Consider the following 22,522-nt stretch of genomic DNA (forward strand, 5'->3'; position numbering starts at 1 on the left):
TGGGGTAGCCGAGACATCACCCGGCGGCCACTTATCCACAGATACGACCGAAAAACGCCACCAAGACAGCAAACTGTGGCTCACATCGGGGTTGTCGCCCCATATGCAACTATGCGAGTATCGGGGCAGTCACGAGAGGCAGGGAGAGGACAGCCCCCATGGCACTGAAGACCAAGTTCACCGAGACCTTCGGGGTCGAGCACCCGATCGTCCAGGGCGGCATGATGTGGGTCGGCCGGGCCGAGCTCGCCGCCGCGGTCTCCGAGGCCGGCGGTCTCGGCATCATCACCGCGCTCACCCAGCCCACCCCGGATGATCTGCTGCGCGAGATCGAGCGCGCGCGGGAGCTGACCGACAAGCCGATCGGCGTGAACGTCACCATCCTGCCGTCGATCAACCCGCCGCCGTACCAGGACTACGTCAAGGCGATCATCGAGTCCGGCGTGAAGATCGTGGAGACCGCCGGGTCCAACCCGGAGCCCTTCCTGCCTTATTACAAGGAGGCCGGGATCAAGGTGCTGCACAAGTGCACCAGCGTGCGGCACGCGCTCAAGGCGCAGAAGATCGGCGTGGACGGCGTGTCCATCGACGGCTTCGAGTGCGCGGGCCACCCGGGCGAGGACGATGTCCCGGGCCTGATCCTGATTCCGGCCGCCACCAAGGCCCTCGACATCCCGGTCATCGCCTCCGGCGGTATCGCCGACGCGCGCGGCCTGGTCGCGGCGCTGGCGCTGGGCGCGGACGGCGTGAACATGGGCACCCGGTTCATGTGCACCCAGGAGTCGGCGATTCACCAGACGGTCAAGGAGCAGATCGTCGCGAATTCCGAGCGCGCCACACAGCTGATTTTCCGCACCATGCACAACACCGCGCGGGTGGCGGACAACGAGATCAGCCGCAAGGTCGTCGAAATCGAAAAGGCCGGTGGCAAGTTCGAGGACGTGCGGGATCTGGTCGCCGGTGCGCGCGGTCGCCGCGTGTTCGAAGAGGGCGATCTGGACGCGGGCATCTGGTCGGCCGGTCAGGTGCAGGGTCTCATCGACGACATCCCGACCTGCGGTGAGCTGGTGTCGCGGATGGTGTCCGAGGCCGAGGCGTTGATCGGTCAGCGGCTCGCGGGCATGATCGGATAAGTCCGGCGAAAGTCGGTACGTCCCAGACAATTACGGCAATGGGCCCTTGGTATTCATGCCAAGGGCTCTTGTCATTTGTGCTATCGGTGGCCGCCGCATCCGTCATGCTTTCAGTACACGACGGATGGCGGAGGTGCCTGAAATGGCAATCACTCGAATCTATCTCGACGACGACGCGCTGCGCCGAGCCATGGCCATCTCGGGTGTGTACACCGAACAGGATGCGGTCAACCTAGCGCTGAGATTCTTCAGCGCACACGCCACCGCCGCGGATTTCGACCACCCCTTCCCGGCGCGCACGGCCTAGGGTCTCGTAAGCCCTGATCTCCCAACCCCGGCGGGTATGGGACGCACCTGCGTGAAAGCCCTTCTGGGCACGCCGAAATCTTGGCAGAATCGCGGGTGGTACCTCGGCGGCCGACAGCGCGCGGACACGGGAGGACATTCCTGTGGGGCACAGCAGCAGAGCATCGACCGATCCCACCCCGTTTCCGCGGGTGTCGATCGTCGGTGTCGGCTGCCGGGCGACAGGGACGGACTTCGACCACGAGTGGTTCGGCCTGGACCGCCTCGCGGCGGCCGGGCTGACCCCGCGCCAGCGCACCACCCTGGAAGTCGCCGTGGAAGCCCTCGACGATTCCGGATTGGGTTGCCTGGCACCGGCGTCCAACGCGGCGGTCGTCTTCGGCGCGATCGGCGGCACCAACGGTGCTCATCACCTGTCCAGGGCCCTGGACCTGCGCGGCCCCAGCCTGACGGTGGAAAGTCATCGCGCCTCGCCCCTGGTGGCGGTCGACATGGGCGTGCGCCTGCTCGCCGACGAAGCCGTCCCCTTCGTCCTCGCGGGCGGCGTGGATCTCACCCTGCTACCGGACATTTCGGACCTGCGAATCCCGTTGCCCCGCACCGGCGGTACCGGCGTCTGCACGGTGCTCGTGCTGCAGCGCACGACCGAAGCGCTGCGGACCGGAACCCGGCGCTACGCGGAAATCAGTAGCCCCGCACTCGGATTCCCCGACGCCGAGCGTCTCGACGCGCATATCGCCCTGGACGACCCCACCCGCACGACGCACGAACGCGACCGCGGCGACGAGCCGCCGGTCCTCGTCCCGATCAGCGGACCAGATCCGGCCACCATCCACGCGCTCACACTGCGCTGGTCGGTGGCGCTCGGCTCCTACCGATCGCTGCGCGAATTCGCCGCCTCAACCGCACGCCTCGTCCCCGAATCCACCCGGGCGGTGATCCTGGCCCGGGACATCGCCGACGCCTCGGCCCAGCTGCGCACCCTGTCGCGACGCATCGCCCACGCCCCGCCGCCGGCCCCGACGCTGACCACGGCCCTCCCGGCCGCGCCGACCGGGATATTCGGCCCGGTCCACGCCCCGCGCACCGGCGGCACGCTGTTCCTGTTCTCCGGCACCGGCTTCCACCCGCGCATGGGCCGACGTCTCGCCGCCCGGTACCCGATCTTCGCGAAGGCCCTGACCGCCGCGGTGGACGCCGTCGCCGCCGCGGGCGGCCCGCGCGTCTGGACGCCCCGGCACGGCTTCCATCGCACCACCCACACCGCGTGCGCGGGCTCAGGATGCTCCATGCACCTCGTCTGCACTCGATCACCCTCGGTACGACCGGAATTCGACCACGGCGGCCGAGAGCTGAACGCGGACCTGCCACCGACCGGGGAAGCGCAGACCGCGCAGGCGGGTGGCGAGTCCACAAGCAGCTCGGCGACCGACGAAAAAGACTGTGCCGAGGTGGTATTCGAGCAGGCATCGCTGTTCGCCTTCCAGCTCGCACTGGCGGAATTGCTCGAGTCGTGGGGGATTCGCGCGGATGCGGTGACCGGGCACGGGGCCGGAGAAGTCGCCGCCGCCGTGTCGAGCGGTGCGCTGTCGCTCGAGGACGGGGCGCGGGTGACGCTGACCCGAGCGCGGCTGCTCGCGCGAGCCGGGTCGGGTGGGGCCGCCGCCGTCCTGGAAGGAACCCGGGCAGAGGTAACCCGCCTGATCGAGCCGATGCGCGCCGAGGTCGCGCTGGCGGCGGTGGACGGTCCGACCACCATCACCGTGTCGGGCGAGCCGCGCTATGTCGATGCGCTGGTGCGCCGGGCGCATCGCCGCGCCATCTTCGCCCAGCGCCTGCCGAGCGACGCGGCGTCCCGGCCCGTCCACCTGCCCGCGATCCGCCGCAGCATCGGCGAATTGCGCCATGAACTCGCCGATGTGGTGTCGCACCCACCCGCGCGGCCGCTGTACTCGACCACTCGGCGCGGCGCGGTGCTGCGCGCACCGGGCGACACCGAGGCGCGGCTCGATGCCGACTACTGGGCCGACAATGTCTCGTGCAGTGTCGAGCTGGCCGCCGCCTTGGAAAGCGCTGCCGACGACGGCATTACGACGGTGCTCGAGATCGGACCCTATCCGGTGCTGGCACCCGGGCTGCGCGAGCGGGCGCCCTTCCGGGGCGGCGCGCGCGCCGTGCTGAGCCGCGACGACGAGGCGGAGAGCCTGCTGCGGACCATCGCGGAATGGTATTTGCAGGGTCGGTCGGTGGACTGGACAGCGCTCGGGCCGCATCTGGCCACTCCGCCGCAACGGCAATGGCGCAGAAGCGATTCCGGTGACAGCACGCGGTGGAACACCGCCGGGTTCGGGGTGGAGCCTCCGATCGCACCGGCGTTCCCGGCGGTCGAGATCCGGGCCGAGGGCGCGTACGTGGTGGCCGGTGGGCTGGGGGCGCAGGGGGAAGCGGCGGTGCGGTGGCTGCTGGCGGCGGGGGCGCGGGATGTGGTGGTGCTGACCCGGTCGCCGCGGCCGCTGCCGGTGGGGTTGGCGGGGATGGAGGATCGGATCGTGGTGATGCGGTGCGACTGCGCGGATCGGACCGATCTGGCCATGGCACTGCAGGACATCCGGGAGTGCGGGGCGGCGATCCGGGGTGTGGTGCACGCATCGGGGGAGACGCGGCTGACGGCCGCGGCGAACCTGCTGGAGTTGTCGGCGGCCGATCCGACGGATTTCACCGTGCTGCTGACCCCGGTGCCGGGGTCGGGCGAGCCGGAGGCGGTGCGGGAATTGGCGGCGGCACAGGTGGATCGGCGCGTCATATGCGTGGATTGGGAGGTCGGGCCCGCCGCCTAGGGCAGGATGACTCCATGGCGGACCCAGATATCACGGTCAAGTGGAAGAAAGAGCCGGACGAGCACGACTATCCGGCCGCGGCGGACTACCTGGAGATGCTCGCCGACCAGACCACCATCGACAAGGTGGTGCAGGAGTTGCGGGCGGCGCCGATCGTCTACAAGAAGGCCAAGGATCTGCTGCGGGCCTCCGCGCTCGACGCCCTGCCCACGTCCAACCCGTACGTGCGGCGTGACCTGCAGAAGATCGTCACCGGCAAGGCGCTCTCGCCGATCCTGGTGGTGCGCGGGGACTTCCGCAAGGGCGTGCCCATGGTGATCGCGGACGGCTACCACCGGGTGTGCGCCATCTACTACACCGACGAGAACATCGCGATCCCCGTGAAGATCGCCGCCCTGCCCTGACGCACTGACGAGACGACACCGTGAACTTCCAGACCCTCACCCTCATCACCCTGCTCGGCCTGGCCGGACCCTGGCTGGCCTGGCGGCGGTCCTGGCATCTGCCCGTCATCCTCGGCGAACTGCTGGCCGGAATCGTCTGCGGCACCACGGGCTTGCGCCTGCTGCATCCGGAGGACCCGACCTTCACCTTCCTCGCCGATGTCGGTTTCGCGGTGGTCATGTTCGTGGCGGGCACCCATGTGCCGGTGCGCGACGCATCGATTCGCTCGGCGCTCGGGCGGGGTGCGCTGCGCGCCGCGGCGGTGGGCGTGCTGGCCATGATCGCCGGGCAGGGCATCGCGGTCTGGTTCGATACCGGGCACGGCCTGCTCTACGCGGTGTTGCTGGCCTCCTCCTCGGCGGCCATCGTGCTGCCCATCCTCGATTCGCAGGGGTTGACCGGAAAATCGGTGCTGGAGTTGACCGCTCAGGTGGCGATCGCGGACGCCGCGGCGGTGGTGGCGCTGCCGCTGGTGATCGATCCGGGCAATGCAGGCCGGGCCGCGATCGGCGCGGCGCTGGTGGCCGCGGCGGCGGTGGCCGTCTACTTCTTCCTGCGCTGGATCGAGGATTCCGGCATTAGGCATCGGCTGCACAAGGTGTCCGAGGACCGACAGTTCGCCCTCGAACTGCGGGTCAGCCTGGCGCTGCTGTTCGCGCTCGGCGCGCTGGCCACCCGCAGCCACGTCTCGATCATGTTGGCGGGCTTCGCACTCGGCCTGGCGGTGGCGGCCGTCGACGAACCACGCCGGGTCGCCCGGCAGCTGTTCGCCATCAGCGACGGCTTCCTCGCGCCGCTGTTCTTCGTCTGGCTGGGCGCGCGCCTGAATCTGCGCGAGTTCGGCGACCACCCGTACCTGATACTGCTGGGCGTGGCGCTCGGTGGCGGCGCCGTCCTCGTGCACGCGCTGATGCGCTTCCTGGGTCAGCCGGTCCCGTTGGGCACCATCGCTTCCGCGCAGATCGGTGTTCCGGTCGCCGCGGTCACGGTCGGCACCCAACTGCATGTGCTGAAACCGGGCGAACCGGCCGCGCTCATGCTGGGCGCGCTGATCACCATCGCGGCCGCCGCCTGGGGTGCGCGGGAAGCCTCCACCACACAGCCGGGGAATCCGGCCCCACCACAGCACGATTCGAAGTCCTGATCGACCCGGTGGCCTGATCAGTCTCCGTCGCGGCCCAGCAGCTTGTCGGTCTCGCGGCGCTCGCGCTTGGTCGGACGGCCCGCACCGCGATCGCGGTGTGGCATCAGCGCGGCCAGTTGCGGGTCGGGCGGGGGCGGGCTCTTGTCGATCATGACCTGCACGACCACGGCCGCCCCGACACGCTTGGTGATGAGTTGCTCGACGATGACGATGCGTTCGGAACCATTGACACGAACGCGGATCTCGTCACCGGGCTTGAGGTTGTGCGCCGGTTTCACGGGCACGCCGTTGACCTTCACATGCCCGGCGCGGCAGGCCGCAGCGGCCGCCGAACGGGTTTTGAAAATGCGCACGGCCCAGGTCCAAGAATCAACTCGGGCCTGGGCCGTAGTGCTCAGTGGAGCAGGGGTCACGTCTCGACGATACTGCGACGCGACCCGAAGATCGAAACTCGCTACGCGGCAATCCGGCGCGCGGTGACAACCTGGCTGGGGTGCAGGTTGGTGTACGACACCGGGGTGCCGGTCTGCACGGCGTTGAGCAGCTTGCCGTCACCGGCGTAGATGCCGACGTGGCCGCCGCCGTTGGTGATGACGATGTCGCCGGGCTGCAGGTCCTCGAAGGCAACCGGAGCGCCGACGTTGGACTGCTCGAAGCTGGTGCGGGGCAGCTCGATTCCGGCCTGCTTGTAGGCCCACTGCACGAGGCCGGAGCAGTCGAAGGAGTACGGCCCGGTCGCGCCCCAGGAGTACTGGGCGCCGACCTTGGTCTCGGCGGCGTGCAGGGCGATGTCGCCGACGCTGCTGGACTTCTGCTGGAACAGGGAGGGCAGCTGGAACTGCGGCGCGGCGGGCGCGGCGGCCTGGGGGGCCGGCGCCAGCGCCGTCGCGGCGTCCTTGGCCGCCTGGTTGAACTGCTGCACCTGGGGTGCGAATTGGTCGGGCACATCGAAGTTTCCGATGCCCGGGATGTCAAGGGTCGCGGCGCTGGCGGTGATCGCCGGGAACGCACCCGTTGTCGTCGCGGCCATCGCACCCATGACGATGGCGCCCTTGACGGAATTCGGAAGTCTAGATTCCCGCTGCAAGCTGTGCTTACCCACTGCGCCGCATCTCCGATCTTGCTGCTGTAACGAAGCGGGCTGCCTCTCCGATGAAGCAACAGACTCCGCTAAGTCACGAGAAGATTACGACTAGGTCCGCCGGTTGTCCACCCGACGCGAGGGGTGTGTCGCACCTTTTCGAAAATGCCCCGCTGGAAGGCCAATTCGGTGTATAGGGCAGTGGATCACGAGACGGTATAGGTGATCGACTCGGCCGTTATCAACGCCGCGCCACCGTGATCAACCCTTCGCTTCGAGCTGTCGCTCCAGCTCCGCGATGCGCCGCCGCGCGTCGGCGAGCTCCACCTCGAGTTGCCCCAGCGCCATCACCAGCGGACCCACCGCGAGATCCGCGACCAGTTGCGGATCGTCGTACCCGCGCTCGATGGCCACCAGAATGTTGTTGCGGATGCGCGCGGCGACGATCGCCTCGGCGGGCACGTTCCAGGATTCGACCACCTCCGCGACGGTGGGTACGGGCATGGCTTCTTCCGACATGAACCCTCCTGCGCTGCATCCATGAACGCTGCATCCCAACGAATCAGGCATAAGGGTAGAGACCCCGGCGGACAACGCGGACACACTGCGCGAACTTCCACCGCGGACCCGCCGGGCCAGCCCGGTATGCCGATCGATAGCTACGTCTAGGACCCCCGGTAGACACCCGGATAATCCCCGATTCCCGCGCTACGGTTGGGCCGCATGGACCCCGTCAGGAATCCGTACGCGCCCGGCGCCGGGCAGCGACCGCCCGAACTCGCGGGCCGCGACCGGCAGCTCGACGCCTTCGACATCGTGCTCGAGCGGGTCGCGCGCGGCCGCCCGGAACGCAGCGTGATGCTCACCGGTCTACGCGGGGTCGGAAAGACGGTGCTGCTCAATCAGCTTCGCTCGGCCGCCCGCACCCGCGGCTGGGGTACCGGCAAGCTGGAGGCGCGACCGGATCAGGAGCTGCGCCGCCCGCTGGCCTCGGCGCTGCACATGGCGGTGCGTTCGATCGCTGTCGCACACCGCAATCCGGAGCAGGTGGACGACTTCCTGGGGATTCTCAAGGCCTTCGCGCTACGCTCCACCGCCGACAAGGGCATGCGCGATCGCTGGAATCCGGGCATCGATGTGCCCGCGGTGACCGGGCGGGCCGACTCCGGCGATATCGAGATCGATCTGGTGGAGCTGCTGATGGAAGCCGCGACGCTGGTGCGCGACATCGGCATCGGGATCGCAGTGTTCATCGACGAGATGCAGGATCTGGGCGCGGCCGATATCTCGGCCATCTGCGGGGCCTGCCACGAATTGAGCCAGGACGCCGCGCCTTTGATCGTGGTCGGGGCGGGGCTGCCGCATCTGCCCGCGGTGCTGTCGGCGTCCAAGAGCTACTCCGAGCGCCTGTTCTCCTATCACCGCATCGACCGCCTGGACCGGGAGGCGGCGGATCGAGCACTGACCGCGCCCGCCGATCTGGAGAGCGTGAAGTACAGCGAGGAGGCCCTCGAAGCGCTGTACCGCAAGGCGGATGGCTACCCGTACTTCGTGCAGGCGTACGGCAAGGCGACATGGGACGCGGCGGCGCAGAGTCCGATCACGGCCGAGGATGTGGCGGTGGCCGCGCCCGCCGCCGAAGAAGAGCTGGCGGTCGGTTTCTTTGGTTCCCGCTACGAGCGGGCGACCCCCGCGGAGCGAGAATATATGCGCGCCATGGCCGATTTGTCCGGTGACGACGGCCCGGTCGCCACCTCGGCGGTCGCCAGCGAGCTCGGCCGCAAGCCCGCCTCGTTGTCCCCGGCCCGCGACGGGCTGATCAAGAAGGGTCTGATCTATTCGGCGGAGCGCGGCAGCATCGGTTTCACCGTCCCGCATTTCGGCCGATACCTCCGCAGCGTTCAATAACCGAAGATTAGCCAATTGATCAAGATCTTTCCCTGACAAGGCTTTTCGATCATTGCCGCCCCCTACCGGTGGGTAACAAACGCTCCTACACTCGAATGTGATTCTCATCACGGTCGAGGAGGACATCATGGCGACTGCCGCCAAAGTCGACGCCACCGAAGAACAGGCCCGGGCACTGGTCGAGGAATCCCGCGAAACCACCTGGAACAAGCCATCCTTCGCCAAGGAGATGTTCCTCGGCCGGTTCCGGCTCGACCTCATCCATCCGTTCCCACGCCCCGGAGCCGAGGACGCCGCCAAGACCGAGGCCTACCTGACGCGGCTGCGCGCGTTCTGCGAGACCATCGACGGCGGGCGCATCGAGGCCGACGGCCGCATTCCGGACGAATACGTCGAGGGGCTGGCGCAACTCGGCTGCTTCGGGCTCAAGATTCCCGAGGAGTACGGCGGCGTCGGCCTGTCCCAGGTCGGCTACAACCGCGCGCTCATGCTGGTCGGTTCCGCGCACGGCAGCCTCGGCGTGCTGCTCTCGGCACACCAGTCCATCGGCGTGCCCGAACCGCTCAAGCTGGCCGGAACCCCCGAGCAGAAGCGAGAGTTCCTGCCGCGCTGCGCGAAAGGCGCGGTCAGCGCCTTCCTGCTGACCGAGCCCGATGTGGGTTCCGATCCCGCGCGCATGGCCTCCACCGCCACCCCGACCGACGACGGCGAGGCCTACGACCTCAACGGCGTGAAGCTGTGGACTACCAACGGCGTGGTCGCCGAACTGCTCGTGGTGATGGCGCGCGTACCCAAGAGCGAAGGCCATCGCGGCGGCATCTCCGCCTTCATCGTGGAGGCCGACAGCCCCGGCATCACCGTCGAGCGGCGCAATGCGTTCATGGGTCTGCGCGGCATCGAGAACGGCGTCACCCGCATGCACAACGTCCGGGTTCCGAAGCGAAACCTGGTGGGGCGCGAGGGCGATGGGCTCAAGATCGCACTCACCACCCTCAACGCCGGACGGCTCGCGATCCCGGCCATGTGCACCGCCGCGGCGAAGTGGTCGCTCAAGATCGCGCGGGAATGGTCGGCGACGCGCGTGCAGTGGGGTCGCCCTGTCGGTGAGCACGCGGCCGTCGGCACCAAGATCTCCTTCATCGCCGCAACGACTTTCGCACTGGAGGCGGTGCTCGACCTGTCGGCCACCATGTGCGACGAGAACCGCAACGACATCCGCATCGAGGCCGCCCTGGCCAAGCTGTGGGCCTCGGAGATGGCCTGCGAGATCGCCGACGAACTGGTGCAGATCCGCGGCGGCCGCGGCTACGAGACCGCCGCGTCACTGGCGGCCCGCGGCGAAAGAGCCGTCGGCGCCGAGCAAATGGTGCGCGATCTCCGGATCAACCGCATCTTCGAGGGCTCCAGCGAGATCATGCGCCTGCTCATCGCCCGCGAGATGGCCGATGCCCACATGGCGGCCGCGGGCGCGCTGGTGGACCGCAATGCCGAACTCAAGGCCAAGGCCAAGGCGGCGGTCGGCGCCAGCGGCTTCTACGCCAAGTGGTTCCCGCAACTGACCGTCGGCGCGGGCAGCACCCCGGTCACCTACGGCGAATTCGGTCCGCTCGCACGGCATATGCGCTACGTCGAACGCATGTCGCGCAAGCAGGCCCGCGCGCTCATGTACGGCATGGCCCGCTGGCAGGCCAAGCTCGAGTACAAGCAGGGCTTCCTGGGCCGCATCGTCGACATCGGCGCGGAACTGTTCGCCATGGCCGCCGCCTGCGTGCGCGCCCAGTCCCTGCGCGTGGCAGGCGATCCCGACGGCGTGGCCGCCGAGGAACTGGCCGACCTGTTCTGCCGCCAGTCCCGGCTGCGGGTCGAGAAGCTCTTCGACGCCCTCTGGTCCAACACCGACGACGCCGACACCGAGCTGACCCGTGGCGTGCTCGACGGCCGCTACCGCTTCCTCGAGGCGGGCGCGCTGGACCCGAGCGAGGGGACCGGTCCGTGGATCGCCGAGTGGCAGTTCGGTGAGTCCACCGAGAAGAACCTGCTCCGGCCGTTCCTGCCGTCCACGAGGACGGCGGCCACCCAGTAGGCGATGTCCCCGTCAGGACAATCTGCCGCTATCTAGCTACCTGGCTAGATAGCGGCAAATTCCTATGTCTCCGTCTTGGGTCTCCGGATTCGTCCGCTATCTATAGCTATCTAGCTTCCTCGCTAGATAGCTATAGATATTGCAAGTTGCCGAGAGTCGGGCAGATCCTCCCGCAGCGCTGCATAGATCGGCGGCGACAGTTGGACAACTTGTGCATAACGCCAGGTGTGAGGGGTTAACGCGCGGGCTATCTCTTTCGACAACCGGGCAAGAAGGCGAACTCTTCAGGAGGACGTCATGTCCACAGCCAGCCCCCGGGCCGCCGATTTCGACGGCCGCCACATCACCGTCTCGGCCGACGACGGCGTGCCACTCGCGGTGCGCGAGTTCGGCGCCACCGACGCCCCCGTCACCGTCGTGTTCGCGCACGGACATTGCCTGCGCGCGGAATCGTGGGCGTTCATGCGCGGACATCTGCTGCAGACCTGGGGCGACGACACGCACATGGTCTTCTACGACCATCGCGGACACGGGGATTCGGGGTCGGCCGATCCCTCGACGTACACCATCGAACAGTTGGCGCGCGATCTCGACGCGGTGCTGCGGGCCGTGGTGCCGACCGGACCCGTTGTGCTGGTGGGCCATTCGATGGGCGCCATGACGGTGCTGGCCTACGCGCGGCTGTACCCGGAGACCATCGGCACCCGCGTGGTCGGCATCGGGCTGCTCTCCAGCGCCGCCAGCGGGGTCACCCGCGTCGGGCTGGGGCGGCTGCTGAGCGCCCCGGCGGTCAGCTCGCTGCGGGCGGCGGTGCGCAAGGCCCCGCGCGCCATGCAGGCGTCGAAACACCTGAGCCGCCGCTTCTTCGAGCCCATCATGCGGGACGCCACGCTCGGCACCCGCAAGGTGAGCCCGCGCATGCTGGCGGTGGCGACCGCCATGCTCAACGACACCTCGCTGCTGACGATGGCCAGCTTCCTGGAGTCGCTCATGCGTTTCGACGAATCCGCGACCCTGCACCGGCTGGGCATGATTCCGGTGCTGGTGCTGGCCGGTTCGGCCGACATCATGATCCCGTTCGCGCATTCGGTGGTGCTGGCCTCACAGGTGGACGACGCCGAGTTGGTGCGCCTGGATGGCGCCGGGCACAGCGTGATCCTGGAACGCGCGGAGGAGGTGGCCGCGGCGGTGGTGGCGCTGGTGGCCCGGGCGACCGCGGCGGCCCGCGGCCAGGAGCCGGATTGCGGCCCCGACTGCGGGCCGGAACTGGCCATCGCGGGGTAGCTGGAAGATCATCTCCGAGGGCCTGTTTCGCGCCATCTGAAACGTCAATTCCCGGATTTCCGCTCGGGCGACAGGCCCCTGAGCTGCGAGTACTATCGGCAAACGAGACGGATTGAAATTCATCACGTACTGTGTTGTAGATCACGATGTGTGGTCTGTCACACGGCTCGAGGAGGTTTCGATGACACGCAGCGAGATTGCGGAACTCCGCTACGCGGTCGGCCAGCTCCGGCAGTGCGTAGGCGCACTGCGGTCGCACTACGGCGACGCCGGCACGATCCGCCGGTTGGAGAACGATCTGGAAAGGCTCGTCATCGACACCGACGAGTTCGAACAGACGCCGCCGCCGGAAGCGCCGGGCGCCAAGCAGGAGACCATCTACGTCCCCGATGCCAAGCATCAGGAACAGGACTGGCTCGGCGCGCAGGACGAGGGCCTGGGATTCCACTCCCGCCCGCGCACCGAGTAGGCGAACGAACTTCCCGATTTTCTAGCTTCGATTGCGGTGGCGACCGGACCGTTTGGACCCGGCGCCCCGGAAGCGTGCGCCGAGCGGGGCCTGGCTGACGGGCTCCAGATTCGGCGATTCGAAGACGGCGGCCAGCGAGCGGCCGGGGCCGGTCGGTGTCACGGCGAGTCCGAGACCGCCATCGCGACGTGACAATTCGTGCAGCATGGTGGTCACCATGCGCAGGGCCGACGCGCCACCCGGATCGCCGAGAGCGATCGCGCCGCCGTGCACATTGAGCAGCTCGCGTTCCTCGAGGCCGAGAGTGTGGGCCAGGGCCAGGACATCCGCGGCGGTGGTCTCCTCGACCTCGAGCAGATCCAGGTCGGCGAGGTCGAAACCGCTGCGCCACAGCGCCTGTGCCACCGCCGGGGTGGCGGACGGGACGGGCGCGCCGGGTTCGGCGGCGGCGGTGGCCCAGCCGACCAGGTAGGCCATGGGTTCCAGCCCCAGATCGACCAGCCGTTCCTCGGCGACCACCAGGCAGGCCGACGCCGCGAGCGTGCGGACACTGCTGTTGCCGACCGTGGTCACGCCGGTCGCATGGAAGGGCGCCAGCGCCGCGAAGGCCCGGGGTGAGACATCGTCGCGCAGGCCCTCGTCGCGGTCGACCAGTTGCCGCACAGGGGAATTCACGTCATGGGGGTCGGCGCACACCACCACGGGCGCGGTCTCCGCGCCGAAGATGCCCTGTCGCCGGGCGCGGGCCGCGCGGCGGTGGCTGGCAGCGGCGTAGTTGTCGACATCGGCGCGGGTGAGGCCGTAGTGGTCGCCGATTCGGTCGGCGGCCTGCCACTCCCGGTGGCCGCGTCCGGGTTCCGCCGTCGCCCAGAGCGCCAGGTGCTCGTCGGTGGTGAGGGTGTCGTCGTCCGCGTCGCGGGCTGCCGGGGCGGGCGGCCTCGGCGCGGGACGCCTTGCGCCACTGGCATATTCGGCGCCGACGACCAGCACCACGTCGGCCGCGCCGGTGTTCACCATCATGGTCGCGGCGATGAGGGCGCGCAGCCCGCCGCCGGGGCCGGGGCCGACGGCGAAGTCGCCGAGCACCGGGGACAGGCCCGCGAGTGGCAGTGCGGCGGGCACGGATTCGGGGTCGGGGACGGCCGTGACGATCTGTTCGACACGCAGCGGGTCCAGGCCGGAACGGCCCAGGACGGCGGTGAGGACCGTGGCGATCAAGCGGTGCGGCGGGACCTCGGACAGGGCTCCGCCCGGTAGCCCCACGGGGGTGCGCATCGGCATCACGATCGCGGCTCGTCTCATCACCGGCTCCCTTCGAACCCTCAGCACCGGCTGCCCCGCGGCGGGGGCGGTCTAGCTCAGGGGACAGGCCACCACACGGTTGTTGCTGCCGTGTGACGGTGTGTAACCGGGAAATGCGGCGGGCTCCAGCTGCACAATGTCCGAAATCTGAATCTTTCTGAAAGGCCGCCGAGTTCGCGCGATTGCCGTTTGTTCACCGAGCAAACGAAACGCTGGTCCACCCAGGAAATGTGGCGCAAATCACGGGCTCGCGAAATAGCTGTTGCGAGCTCGAGTGATAGCGCCCCTGTCGTAAGGTGCTCACCATCACATTCGATGCCGGAGGTAACGATGACGTTCCACGGGGTAGAGCAGCGAGGCATCCAGCAGTGAGCGCCGCACCAGTCAAGGCTTCTGAATCGAGCACAACCGGGGTTTTCTCGAGGAGCCGGGCCGCCATTTCGGCGCGCACGCTCCGCACCGACCGGTGGTGGGTACCGCCGGCCGCGACGGTGGCGGGACTGGCGACCTTCGTCATCTACGCGACCATCAGATCCTTTGTGCGCGCGGCGTATTGGGTACCGGACTTCCACTATCTGACACCGTTCTATTCGCCCTGCCTGAGCGCCTCCTGTGTCGAGGGCTCCACGCATTTCGGCACCCCGATCGGCCATCTGCCGATGTGGATCCCGCTGGGCTTCCTGGTGCTGCCGTTCCTGCTGCTGTTCCGGTTGACCTGCTACTACTACCGCAAGGCCTACTACCGCTCGGTGTGGATGTCCCCGCCGGCCTGCGCGGTGGCCGAGCCGCACGCGAAATACAGTGGGGAGACCAAGCTTCCGCTGATCATCCAGAACGCGCACCGCTACTTCTTCTATGTCGCGGTCATCATCTCGGTGATCAACACCTACGACGCGGTGATCTCCTTCCACGGCAAGGGCGGCTTCGGCATCGGCCTGGGCACCTTCATCATCACCGCCAACGCGGTGCTGCTGTGGGCCTACACGCTCTCGTGCCACTCCTGCCGCCACATCGCGGGCGGACGGTTGAAGCACTTCTCGCAGCATCCCGTGCGCTACCGCTTCTGGACCGTGGTGTCGAAGCTGAACACGCGGCACATGCAGCTGGCGTGGACCACCCTCTGCACGCTGATGCTCACCGATTTCTACGTCATGTTGGTCGCGAGTGGAACCATCCACGATCCTCGCCTCATCGGCTGACGTCCTCTATTCCTCTTCTCTCCCAGGAGTGTTCGGTCCATGCCAGAAGTCGAGCGGCACAAGTACGACGTCGTCGTGATCGGTGCCGGTGGTGCCGGCCTGCGTGCGGTCATCGAGGCCCGTGAACACGGTCTGTCCGTGGCGGTGGTCTGCAAGTCCCTGTTCGGCAAGGCGCACACCGTCATGGCCGAGGGCGGCTGCGCGGCCGCCATGGGCAATGCCAACGAGAAGGACAGTTGGCAGACCCATTTCAAGGACACCATGCGCGGCGGCAAGTTCCTCAACAACTGGCGGATGGCCGAACTGCACGCGCAGGAGGCTCCCGACCGGGTGTGGGAGCTGGAAACCTATGGGGCGCTGTTCGATCGGACGGCCGACGGCCGAATCAGCCAGCGCAACTTCGGTGGCCACACCTATCCGCGACTGGCGCACGTCGGTGACCGCACCGGGCTCGAGATCATCCGCACCATGCAGCAGAAGATCGTCTCGCTGCAACAGGAGGACTTCGCGGCCACCGGTGACTACGAGGCGCGGATCAAGATCTTCGCCGAATGCACCATCACCGAACTGCTCAAGGACGGCGACGCCATCTCCGGGGCCTTCGGGTACTGGCGGGAATCCGGACGCTTCATCCTGTTCGAGACACCCGCGGTGGTCATCGCGACCGGCGGTGTCGGCAAGTCCTACAAGGTGACCTCGAACTCCTGGGAGTACACCGGCGACGGCCACGCACTGGCGCTGCGCGCCGGGGCGTCGCTGATCAATATGGAGTTCCTGCAGTTCCATCCGACCGGCATGGTCTGGCCCCCGTCGGTGAAGGGCATCCTGGTCACCGAGGGCGTGCGCGGTGACGGCGGAGTGCTCAAGAACTCCGAGGGCAAGCGGTTCATGTTCGACTACATCCCGCCGGTCTTCAAGGGGCAGTACGCCGAATCCATCGAGGAGGCGGATCAGTGGTTGAAGGACAACGACTCCGCCCGGCGCACACCGGATCTGCTGCCGCGCGACGAGGTCGCGCGCGCCATCAATGAAGAGGTGAAGGCCGGGCGCGGCACCGAGCACGGCGGCGTCTACCTCGATATCGCCTCGCGGCTGCCCGCCGATCAGATCGTCAAGCGGCTGCCGTCCATGCACCACCAGTTCAAAGAGCTGGCGGACGTGGACATTACGAAGGAGCCGATGGAGGTCGGGCCGACCTGCCATTACGTCATGGGCGGCATCGAGGTCGATCCGGACACCCAGGCGGCCACGGTCCCCGGCCTGTTCGCGGCCGGTGAGTGCGCGGGCGGACTGCACGGGTCCAACCGGCTGGGCGGTAACTCGCTGTCGGACCTGCTGGTGTTCGGCCGTCGCGCCGGACTGGGTGCGGCCAGCTACGTCGAGCAGCTGGCCGGGCGGCCCAAGATCTCCGACGAGGATCTGGCCGCGGCCGCGAAAGCGGCTGTGACACCGTTCGATCCGCCCACCGAGGGCGGGCCGGGGGAGAACCCCTACACCCTGCACATGGACCTGCAGCAGACGATGAACGACCTGGTCGGCATCATCCGCAAGGAGCACGAGCTGAAGCAGGCCATCGAGAAGCTGTCGGAACTGCGCGACCGCTACGACCACGTCGTGGTGGAGGGGCACCGGCAGTTCAACCCGGGCTGGCATCTGGCCCTGGACATGCGCAACATGCTGCTGATCAGCGAGTGCGTGGCGCAGGGCGCGCTGCTGCGCACCGAGAGCCGCGGCGGCCACACCCGCGACGACCATCCGGGCATGGATCCGTTGTGGCGCAACAAGTTGCTGGTCTGCACCATCGACGCGGATCAGGTCGGCTTCTCGGTCCCGTCGGTGACGGTGACGCCCGAGGCGCAGGTGCCCATGCGGGAGGACCTGCTGCGGTTGTTCGACCTGGGCGAGCTCGAAAAGTACTACGCCGACGCGGATCTCGCGGCGCTGCGAGACACAGCGTCGCCGAACGCAGCGTCACCGAACGAGGCAGGAAAGGCGGAATAACCATGGGTTACGACGCGAAGTTCAAGGTGTGGCGTGGCGACACCGAGGGTGGCGGCCTGCAGGACTTCACCGTGCTGGTGAACGAGGGCGAGGTGGTGCTCGACATCATCCACCGGCTGCAGGCCACCCAGGCCCCGGACCTGGCGGTGCGCTGGAACTGCAAGGCGGGCAAGTGCGGTTCGTGCTCGGCGGAGGTCAATGGCCGGCCGCGGCTGCTGTGCATGACGCGCATGTCGACCTTCACCCCGGAAGAAGTGGTGACGGTGACGCCCATGCGTACCTTCCCCATCATTCGCGACCTGGTCACGGACGTTTCCTTCAATTACAAGAAGGCCCGCGAGGTGCCGTCCTTCACGCCGCCGATGGATCTGAAACCGGGCGAGTACCGGATGCAGCAGACCGATGTGGAACGGTCGCAGGAATTCCGCAAGTGCATCGAATGCTTCCTGTGCCAGAACACCTGTCACGTGGTGCGCGATCACGAGGAGAACAAGCAGGCCTTCTCCGGTCCGCGATACCTGATGCGTATTGCCGAACTCGAAATGCATCCCCTCGATGTGGGTGACCGTCGTGATCTGGCGCAGGAGGACGCCGGCCTGGGCCTCTGCAATATCACCAAGTGCTGCACCGAGGTTTGCCCGGAACACATCAAGATCACCGACAATGCCCTGATCCCACTCAAGGAACGGGTCGTGGACAGGAAGTACGACCCGATCGTCTGGCTGGGCAATAAGCTCTTCCGGCGTTAGCTGGGAAGATCACGAAACGGCCGCCGTTCGACAACAGAAGGATGTTTGCGCACGATAAGCATGGGTATCCAACTATTCGTGGACCGAGGACTGAAGAATGCGCGTCCCCGGTACCGGAAAATGGGTCCCCATGACTGGGTCGAACGGCTGATCGTTGGGATGCTCTTCGCGGTATCGGCGATGGGCGTATACGTACTGACCGGCGCATTGATACCCGCACTGGCGATCGGCGTGCTCGTGGCCGCCGTCGCCATCGGGGTCGTCGCAATCCTCTGAGGCGAGGGTTCACGGGGCGGGGCCCGTGAACCCTCCGATCAGTGAATCACCCTTCGAATACCCCGTTTTCAATGCCCGCGGTGAACGAGCGCCATTCCGCCGCACCGAATACCAGCGCCGGGCCGTGGGGATTCTTGCTGTCCCGCACGCCCACTCGGCCCGTCGGCAGGAACGCCACTTCGACGCATTCCTTACCGGCCCCGCTGCGGCTGCTCTTGAACCAGCGCGCCCCGGAAAGCTCCACACTCATGCCGAATACTCCTTCGCCACCTGTCTGAGCAGGTTTCTACTGTCCTGGATGTCCAGCGCGCAGCTCTGCAGGCCGTCTTGCGCCCGGCGATAGCGCTGCACATCGCCCTGTCTCTCGAGATACAGATCGCCGGTGAACCCCTCCACATAGACCACCGGGGGCTCCACCGGCTGCCCCTTGCCATCGGTTCCGAACTCCAGAATCACGAACGGACCGGTCGAAAGTCCCAGTGGGACACCGGCGGCGAAGGGCAGGATACGCAGGCCGACATTGGGCCGGGTGCTCAGTTCCGCCAAGTGCCGCACCTGCGCCGCCATCACCCTTGCACCTCCCACCAGGCGGCGCAATACCGATTCGTGCAACACCATGGCGACCTGTGCCGGCCGGGTGCGGCGGGTGATCATGGCTTGGCGCTGCATGCGCAGCTGAACCCGCCGATCCACCTCCGCCACCGTCTCTTCCGGATAGCCGAGCCGGTTCAGGGCCCTTGCGTAATCGGCGGTCTGCAGCAGCCCCGGCACCAATTCCGATTGGTAGCAGGACAACTGCTGCGCGGATGCCTCCAGGCCCACGTAGACGTCGAAGTTCTCCGGAATGAGGTCGCCGTAGGAGTGCCACCAGCTCTTGACGGCCGCCTGCTGCGCCAAACCCTTGAGCCCGTCGGCGATTTCGGCAGGAATGCCGTATATCCGGCACAGCTCCTGGATGTCGATGGTGCGGATGCGATCGGCATTGCCCTTCTCGAGCCGCTGTAAGGTGCTCGCGCCCCACTCCATCAGCTTGGCCGCCTCGGCAATGGTGAGTCCGGCCTGGATGCGCCAGTCGCGCAGGTAGCGGCCGAGCTGGCGGCGGGGCAGGGTGGAGGACGCGGGACCTTCGGACACAACACGCTCCATTCGCGGTCGCGGGCATGGATCGGGGTTGGGTGGGCGGATCGGGGCGGCGTGCGGGCAGCCGCCTCGTCCACTATGGAGAATCGTCCTCCCCCAGGTGGATTCGCTGCTGGGAATTCGCGCAATTTTGCGTTCTCCTTGTCGAAATTCGCCCGCCTGGCGTCTGCTCGTGGTGTGCTAGATGTGTGCCCGGAGTGGTGTAGCTAGGCCCCTTTCCTTTCCTGAATCTCCGGGCACTTCAGGAACCGCGGGAAGTAGGAGTGGTCTGGACATGCAACTGACGTCCCTGAATATGCACATCGCCGTCCTGTCGCGCTGCCGCCGGGATCCGGGGGTGATGAGCGCCGAACAGGCCCACGCGGCAATGCAATTGCACCTCGATTGCACGGTGGCAACCTGCAAGGTGCGCCGGCGCGCGCGGGCGACTCTGGTCGAAGAAGGCCGATGCGTGCTCGACGAGCGCGCGCTGCCATGACCGGGCAGGCGGCGATCGCAACCCGCTGCGACCGGGTGGTGTTCCGGCTGCTGTGGCTGGCCCTCGACACCCGTTCCGCACTATCCCGTACCAACCAGATTTCGCGACCGGGGGCGGTCAGGGGAAGGCCCCCGGTCGCGATAAACGCTGCAGCACAGCGCTTTCGAACGCCCCGCGCCTAACCTCCGGGTTGCGGTGGCGCAGTCCCCATCGCGTGCAGCAGCGCGGTTCGGCCCTCTCGCTCCACAGACGGCGGGCGGGCCGAACCGCACCCAAGATCCGGTGTGACGCCTACTCTGGAATTCACCGCGCTTTCTCCCGAACGCGCAGTGCCCGGGGTGGAGGGGAACACCGTTGTTGGCCTTCGAACAGCCGGACGCGCCGACCTGCCGGACGGCGTCCGTGTCGGATCTGGATGCGATCCGTCACCTGGAGGTGGCCGTGTTCGGCCATACCTCCTATCCGTATTTCGTTCTGCGACAGCTCTTCGAGCTCCACGGAGCAAACTGGACGGTTGCTGAAGAAGACGGGAGGGTCTGCGGCTACGTGCTCACCGCCATCGGCACTGAAGGCACCGCGTGGTTCCTCGGGTTTGCCGTCGCGGCCGAATGCCGCAGCCGCGGCTACGGCCGGGCACTGCTGGAAGCCGCACTCGCGCACTGCCGCAACACCGCGGTCGAACAGATCTTCCTCACCGTGAATCCCGCCAACCGCGCCGCCTACCGGCTCTACAAGGAAGTCGGATTCGTCTGGGAGCACCACGAACCGGCCTACTTCGGACCCGATGAGCCGCGAGATGTGCTGGTGCACAGGATCTATCATTGATCATGCTCGAGAAAAGCCCGCCTCCGTCGAAGTTCGTGGAGGACATGAGCACCCGCATCCGACGACGCGCCGACACCTACGCCGACAGTGTCGGCGAATTCCTCGAGCTGGAGCACCGCCAGCGCCGCCGCACGACCGAGACGCCACTGCTGGATCTGTTCACCCTGCATACCGAGGCCGTGGTCGAGACCTACGATCCGCCCGGAATCCGCAGGGCCAGTGACGGTCTCGTCTTCACCGGCATCTACGCCCCGCTGCTCGCGCACACGGCCACCGCCACCCCGGAACCGATGGCGGCGAACGCCCTGCTGGCGGCCCTGATCGCGGCCGAGGTGGAGTTCCGCGGCCCACTGCGCCTGAGCCGCACCCAGAATCGGCTGCTGGCCGAGGTTTACGAAAGGCTGGGCCCGCCGCTGGTGCAGGCCGGGCTGCCCGCGCACGCGGCCTTGGCCTATCGGCGAGCGGGCAGTCTCTACCGAATCGACGAGGACACCGATGCCGAGGACCAGTGCGGGCTGGCCCAGGCCCGCGCCCGGCGACTCGCACAACCGGTGGGCTGGAAGCGAATCGGCGGTCTGATCCCGGACCTGATCTGCGGCTACGGGTATCGGCCCTTCCGCATGCTGTGGTTCGTCGCCGTGCAGCTGCTCGTCTTCGTGGGTGCGGTGCTGCTGCGCGCGGATCAGCCGCCCGCGGTGACCGTCTTCCAGGTGCTGATGAACTACCTGAACCCGCTGGGCGTCGGCGACACGCTGAACCTGCGGGTCGGCGGGCGCGCGATCTTCGTGATCGAGAGCTATCTGGGCGCGGTCACCATGTCGGTGTTCTTCGCCCTGCTGGTGCGGCGCTGGTTCCGGCTCTGAGCACGCACCGGGGGACTCACCACTGGATGCTGCTGATCTTGGAGCTGCGCAGGGCTTCCAGGGTCGCGACCGCCAGCCGGTCGCGCAGCTGGCCGACCTGCGCGGTCCACTGCCGGGTGAAGCCCGGATCCTTCTCCAGCCGCTCCCACAGATCGCCCAGCCGCGACGAGGTGTGCGCGCCGGGCATCCACAGGTGTACGAGTTGTTCGAGCAGCGGGGCCAGCTGCTCGGCGGTATCCCGGTCGGCCGAGGGCCGATCGGCGTCGGAGAGGGCGGCGCCGAGCATGGACAGCAGCCAGTCGTGCACGGCCAGATCCTCGCAGAAGCGTTGCACCGCTTCGAGATCCCGGACGGTCGGCACGAGAATCAGGACGGACCTGGTGGTTTCGTCCTCCAGGCGCAGCGAGATGAAGGCCCGCCCGCGCACACTCCCGCCCAGCGGCGGCGCCACCCGGGCGGCCCAGCGCAGGCGCGTCGCCCCCGAGCGCACCGGCGGTCGCTGATCGAGTCGCCGATCGGTGCGGACCCGGGTCAGCAGCCGGTCGCTGATCGAACCCAGATCCAGCGTGTTGCGACCGGACTTCTCCAGAAAGCCCGCGGTGAGATCGACGGCCGCCGAGGCATCGTCGGTCATGCGGTGCCAGACCTCGAGGGTTCCGACCCGGGTCAGATAGTGCGACCAGGGCCGCCGATCCTTGTCCGTGGTGCGCACCAGGGTCGAGCAGGCGGAACTCTGCACCACCCGGCCGCCCACCAGCACGGCGTGCGCGGCCACGGTCCCGACCGCACGGGTTTCCTTCTGCGACGCCGTCGCCAGCTTGCAGTCGACACCGACCGCCGAGGTCGGCGAAATTGCCAGTGGCAGTGGACGTTCTCGCATGGAAACCTGTCGGCCGGGCAGCAGCGACAACACCGCCGCGGCCTCACGCGCCGCCAGTCCCCCCGAGTTCGGCAACAGTGCGGTGCGCACCTCCCCCAGCAGCACCAGCGGATCACTCAT

23 protein-coding genes are annotated in these 22,522 nt (G+C 67.7%); 16 read left to right on the forward strand and 7 right to left on the reverse strand.

The window, feature by feature from the left end:
• Window positions 1–158 precede the first annotated feature (158 nt).
• The 5 genes from ACYVN4_RS14335 (at window position 159) to ACYVN4_RS14355 (ending at window position 5,864) form a co-directional block, all read left to right on the forward strand.
• Window positions 159–1,133 carry an NAD(P)H-dependent flavin oxidoreductase gene (locus tag ACYVN4_RS14335; protein WP_379358956.1) on the forward strand — a complete coding sequence of 325 codons (975 nt, stop codon included), beginning with the start codon at window positions 159–161 and terminating at the stop codon, window positions 1,131–1,133.
• Between the two features lie 142 nt (window positions 1,134–1,275).
• Window positions 1,276–1,440: a type II toxin-antitoxin system VapB family antitoxin gene (locus ACYVN4_RS14340; protein ID WP_460721177.1), complete on the forward strand. Its 165-nt coding sequence runs from the start codon at window positions 1,276–1,278 to the stop codon at window positions 1,438–1,440.
• A gap of 142 nt (window positions 1,441–1,582) precedes the next feature.
• Window positions 1,583–4,276, forward strand: a complete 2,694-nt coding sequence (locus ACYVN4_RS14345; protein WP_460721180.1) for an acyltransferase domain-containing protein — start codon at window positions 1,583–1,585, stop codon at window positions 4,274–4,276.
• 14 nt (window positions 4,277–4,290) lie between these two features.
• The gene (locus tag ACYVN4_RS14350; RefSeq protein ID WP_460721182.1) at window positions 4,291–4,680 is read left to right on the forward strand and encodes a hypothetical protein; all 390 of its coding nucleotides are present in this window, start codon (window positions 4,291–4,293) and stop codon (window positions 4,678–4,680) included.
• A 20-nt stretch (window positions 4,681–4,700) separates the two neighbouring features.
• Window positions 4,701–5,864 carry a cation:proton antiporter gene (locus tag ACYVN4_RS14355; RefSeq protein ID WP_460721184.1) on the forward strand — a complete coding sequence of 388 codons (1,164 nt, stop codon included), beginning with the start codon at window positions 4,701–4,703 and terminating at the stop codon, window positions 5,862–5,864.
• 17 nt (window positions 5,865–5,881) lie between these two features.
• Here the strand turns inward: ACYVN4_RS14355 and ACYVN4_RS14360 are convergent, their stop codons facing one another.
• The 3 genes from ACYVN4_RS14360 to ACYVN4_RS14370 form a co-directional block, all read right to left on the reverse strand.
• Window positions 5,882–6,262 (reverse strand): RNA-binding S4 domain-containing protein, encoded by a 381-nt coding sequence (locus tag ACYVN4_RS14360; protein WP_460722661.1) that lies wholly within the window; start codon window positions 6,260–6,262, stop codon window positions 5,882–5,884.
• A 56-nt stretch (window positions 6,263–6,318) separates the two neighbouring features.
• Window positions 6,319–6,966: a C40 family peptidase gene (locus tag ACYVN4_RS14365; protein WP_460721186.1), complete on the reverse strand. Its 648-nt coding sequence runs from the start codon at window positions 6,964–6,966 to the stop codon at window positions 6,319–6,321.
• 240 nt (window positions 6,967–7,206) lie between these two features.
• Window positions 7,207–7,464: a hypothetical protein gene (locus ACYVN4_RS14370; protein WP_460721188.1), complete on the reverse strand. Its 258-nt coding sequence runs from the start codon at window positions 7,462–7,464 to the stop codon at window positions 7,207–7,209.
• A 204-nt stretch (window positions 7,465–7,668) separates the two neighbouring features.
• Here ACYVN4_RS14370 and ACYVN4_RS14375 point away from each other — a divergent pair, with 204 nt between their 5' ends.
• The 4 genes from ACYVN4_RS14375 to ACYVN4_RS14390 all read left to right on the forward strand — a co-directional run bounded on the left by ACYVN4_RS14375 (window position 7,669) and on the right by ACYVN4_RS14390 (window position 12,689).
• The gene (locus ACYVN4_RS14375; RefSeq protein WP_460721190.1) at window positions 7,669–8,853 is read left to right on the forward strand and encodes an AAA family ATPase; all 1,185 of its coding nucleotides are present in this window, start codon (window positions 7,669–7,671) and stop codon (window positions 8,851–8,853) included.
• A 127-nt stretch (window positions 8,854–8,980) separates the two neighbouring features.
• Window positions 8,981–10,936, forward strand: a complete 1,956-nt coding sequence (locus tag ACYVN4_RS14380; RefSeq protein WP_460721192.1) for an acyl-CoA dehydrogenase family protein — start codon at window positions 8,981–8,983, stop codon at window positions 10,934–10,936.
• A gap of 297 nt (window positions 10,937–11,233) precedes the next feature.
• Window positions 11,234–12,220: an alpha/beta fold hydrolase gene (locus tag ACYVN4_RS14385; RefSeq protein ID WP_460721194.1), complete on the forward strand. Its 987-nt coding sequence runs from the start codon at window positions 11,234–11,236 to the stop codon at window positions 12,218–12,220.
• 181 nt (window positions 12,221–12,401) lie between these two features.
• A complete protein-coding gene (locus tag ACYVN4_RS14390) occupies window positions 12,402–12,689 on the forward strand; it encodes a hypothetical protein (RefSeq protein ID WP_379358976.1) in 288 nt (95 codons plus the stop codon).
• A gap of 21 nt (window positions 12,690–12,710) precedes the next feature.
• On the opposite strand, the gene ACYVN4_RS14395 is transcribed toward ACYVN4_RS14390, so the two are convergent.
• Entirely contained in the window at window positions 12,711–13,991 is a 1,281-nt protein-coding gene (locus tag ACYVN4_RS14395; protein WP_460721197.1) for a thiolase family protein, read from the reverse strand.
• Window positions 13,992–14,359: 368 nt separating this feature from the next.
• Between ACYVN4_RS14395 and ACYVN4_RS14400 the strand changes: the two genes are divergently transcribed.
• The 4 genes from ACYVN4_RS14400 to ACYVN4_RS14415 all read left to right on the forward strand — a co-directional run bounded on the left by ACYVN4_RS14400 (window position 14,360) and on the right by ACYVN4_RS14415 (window position 18,216).
• Window positions 14,360–15,190, forward strand: a complete 831-nt coding sequence (locus ACYVN4_RS14400) for a hypothetical protein (protein WP_460721199.1) — start codon at window positions 14,360–14,362, stop codon at window positions 15,188–15,190.
• A 39-nt stretch (window positions 15,191–15,229) separates the two neighbouring features.
• Window positions 15,230–17,191: a fumarate reductase/succinate dehydrogenase flavoprotein subunit gene (locus ACYVN4_RS14405; protein ID WP_460721201.1), complete on the forward strand. Its 1,962-nt coding sequence runs from the start codon at window positions 15,230–15,232 to the stop codon at window positions 17,189–17,191.
• A 2-nt stretch (window positions 17,192–17,193) separates the two neighbouring features.
• Entirely contained in the window at window positions 17,194–17,940 is a 747-nt protein-coding gene (locus tag ACYVN4_RS14410; RefSeq protein WP_460721203.1) for a succinate dehydrogenase/fumarate reductase iron-sulfur subunit, read from the forward strand.
• A 120-nt stretch (window positions 17,941–18,060) separates the two neighbouring features.
• Window positions 18,061–18,216, forward strand: a complete 156-nt coding sequence (locus ACYVN4_RS14415) for a hypothetical protein (RefSeq protein ID WP_379358986.1) — start codon at window positions 18,061–18,063, stop codon at window positions 18,214–18,216.
• Window positions 18,217–18,262: 46 nt separating this feature from the next.
• Here the strand turns inward: ACYVN4_RS14415 and ACYVN4_RS14420 are convergent, their stop codons facing one another.
• Both ACYVN4_RS14420 and ACYVN4_RS14425 read right to left on the reverse strand, forming a co-directional pair.
• On the reverse strand, window positions 18,263–18,466 hold the full coding sequence (locus ACYVN4_RS14420) for a DUF397 domain-containing protein (protein WP_460721206.1): 204 nt from the start codon (window positions 18,464–18,466) through the stop codon (window positions 18,263–18,265).
• Window positions 18,463–19,350: a helix-turn-helix domain-containing protein gene (locus tag ACYVN4_RS14425; RefSeq protein WP_460721208.1), complete on the reverse strand. Its 888-nt coding sequence runs from the start codon at window positions 19,348–19,350 to the stop codon at window positions 18,463–18,465. Before ACYVN4_RS14425 ends, ACYVN4_RS14420 begins: the two co-directional genes overlap by 4 nt.
• Before the next feature lie 280 nt (window positions 19,351–19,630).
• Here ACYVN4_RS14425 and ACYVN4_RS14430 point away from each other — a divergent pair, with 280 nt between their 5' ends.
• From ACYVN4_RS14430 to ACYVN4_RS14440, 3 genes are all read left to right on the forward strand, one after another.
• On the forward strand, window positions 19,631–19,834 hold the full coding sequence (locus ACYVN4_RS14430) for a hypothetical protein (RefSeq protein WP_379358992.1): 204 nt from the start codon (window positions 19,631–19,633) through the stop codon (window positions 19,832–19,834).
• 354 nt (window positions 19,835–20,188) lie between these two features.
• On the forward strand, window positions 20,189–20,659 hold the full coding sequence (locus ACYVN4_RS14435; protein WP_460721210.1) for a GNAT family N-acetyltransferase: 471 nt from the start codon (window positions 20,189–20,191) through the stop codon (window positions 20,657–20,659).
• A 2-nt stretch (window positions 20,660–20,661) separates the two neighbouring features.
• Window positions 20,662–21,522, forward strand: coding sequence for a hypothetical protein (locus tag ACYVN4_RS14440; protein ID WP_460721212.1), 861 nt, complete (start codon window positions 20,662–20,664; stop codon window positions 21,520–21,522).
• Between the two features lie 16 nt (window positions 21,523–21,538).
• On the opposite strand, the gene ACYVN4_RS14445 is transcribed toward ACYVN4_RS14440, so the two are convergent.
• Entirely contained in the window at window positions 21,539–22,522 is a 984-nt protein-coding gene (locus ACYVN4_RS14445) for an SCO2521 family protein (RefSeq protein WP_460721214.1), read from the reverse strand.

The sequence above is a fragment of the Nocardia heshunensis genome, from assembly GCF_054782115.1.